General features: G+C 52.2%; 1 pseudogene. It reads right to left on the bottom strand.

The features are described from left to right. Positions 1 to 144: 144 nt before the first annotated feature. Positions 145 to 2,190 (bottom strand): annotated as a pseudogene (locus tag Q0294_RS19380) (hypothetical protein); the annotation flags it as partial.

Raw genomic sequence — 2,190 nt, 5'->3', positions numbered from 1 at the left:
AATTGCATCAAGAGGAATTTATTGTTTTTTGTCTGAATTTCCGTGAGTGTTCAAAAAAATGCTGAGACAGCTAAGTCCATGAAGAAACTAAGGATAGAGTGTTATCGTAGTCATCCGGTTGCCGCCAGTTTGTGATGCTGGTTTTTATTGAGGTGTGCTCGCCGCTTTCTCCTTTGGGACAGAATTTGTTGCTTCTTGGGGGCCAAGCAGTGATCCATGTTTTTCGATATGGGAGAACCATCTTCTGGCAGTGGCCCGTCTCTGGGTTGGCGTCGCGATCGCAGAGTAGTCGACAGGTCTGCCAGTCAATTGGTTAATGTAATTGAAGGCCAGCTCTCGTACGGCAACATTGCTATGCTCAAGCCATTCAACAAGTCTGCCTGAAATGAACCGATCCTGTGCATCTTCTTTCTGGAATCCCCAGAGCAGTCGTTCCATAATTTCGGCCATCTCGGGTGAAAACTGTTCCTGCAGCGATTCCGTAAGCAGTTTTCCATTTTCAGGATCGCGTGGCAGCCAGTTACGGATGCCGTTGATGGCTGCAATACGAGACTCATGGTGGTCAACTTCATCCAGGACTTTCACCAGTTCCTGGTATTGGTTGGTTAACGCCAGGGACTTGGTCGCCAAATCGGAAATGTTCGGTTTCAAATCTTTGGTGATTGCAGGCATGGTGAGCGAAACCAGTTGATCGTCTTTCAGCTCTTTAACAAAAGCGGCAATGGATCGACGGGAAGTATACGAGTTGTCTTTATAGTCCGGTTCAACCCAACGGGGAACACGTAAGGGTTTTGGCTGGTTGGAAGGGTCGATGATACCGGCAGACCGATCTTTGGCTGAAAGTGACATCCAGTGCCCCGCATCAATCGTGGCTACTTTGCCTTTGCCGTCAGAGAAACGGATCATGCCTGAGTAGGCATATAAAGCTCCTGTGTAACCGTTGTCGCCAAGTGCTTCCCCTGGTTTTGTTGGTTGAATCGGGTTGATTTCAATTCCGCAAACACTGTCCCTGGTGACAAGTTCAATCCTCCAGAGTTCATTATTGACTTTGATGGACAGGATCGGTCCTGCGGCATTTTTCGCATCATTCAGGCCACGAGACGCTTCAATGCGTAGGCGGCCTTCCTGAATCTGAAAACCCATTTCGGCGGCGTCACTCTTGCCCATGTAAGTGGCCTCAGTGCCTGGCAGCAGTACGACTTTACAGAGTGCTTCGGGAATATTGATGCGTGCCGTGAATGGTTCCGGCGATGCGACAGGCGTACCTGCTTGGATCGGGCTGACTTTTGACCGGATGACCCAGTCATTTTTACCTGCTAATTCACGTTTGGTGTCGGCTCGTGTCAGAAAGAAACCGTCTTCCGACTCAATTTGCGCGGCCGGTGCCTGTGCTGCTACGTCAGCCAGCTCGATTTTCGGTGGCGGTGGTGGATTCGTTTTGTTGTTGGCGTTGTTCATCGCGACGGTTTTATCATCAGGTGCCGATGCTGTGGGCGGAGTACCAACCGGCTGTTGTGGCGGTGTCGTGTTTTGTGAAGCGACTGGCGTGGCAGGAAGTGATTCCGCTACCGGAGGCTTTGCAGGGACGGCGTTTGTGGTTGCTCCGTTTTCCGTATCAGCAGGAGGGGGGGCATCGAATGCCGGTGGTTTACTGTTCATGGCGAGGGCCGTGTCACTGTCAGCGACAGTCGTATTCGTGGCTTTCGTTGATGTCTGGTTTTCAGCGGCAGCTGGCTGAGACGACGGTGCGATTGCAGGTTGTTTTATGTCCGGGGCAGGGACTGCCTGTGCGGTGGACCCGGGCACGGGGAGATCAACTTCCTTGTTTTCAGGCAGATTACCAGCCAGTTGAGTTGAGCTGACGCGGCTTGAAAAGAGTTCCGGGAAAAATGTGGGATCTCCAAAGAACAGACCGGCCCAGACGACGCCCGCTGACAGGACGAGGAAGTAGGGGGTGAAGCGTTTCCACATCGGTTTGGTTCTGAGGTAATCGGGGATGCGCGAAGAAAATGGTTCCGGCTCTTCCGCAGGAGCAGTCTGCTGGCTGAGCGGGGCACTGTTTCTTAAAGGCGCCGGTGCGCTCTGTTGCATTGATTCCAGCGTGGAATCAAACGGGGCTGCTTCCGTTGTGGTGCTGGCCCCCACAGTATTCAACTCATGGTTGCCGGATATGGGCCCTAATGCGTAAAT

It is taken from the genome of uncultured Gimesia sp. (assembly GCF_937919775.1).
GTDB lineage: Bacteria > Planctomycetota > Planctomycetia > Planctomycetales > Planctomycetaceae > Gimesia.
This window is presented reverse-complemented; position numbering and strand designations above follow the sequence as displayed.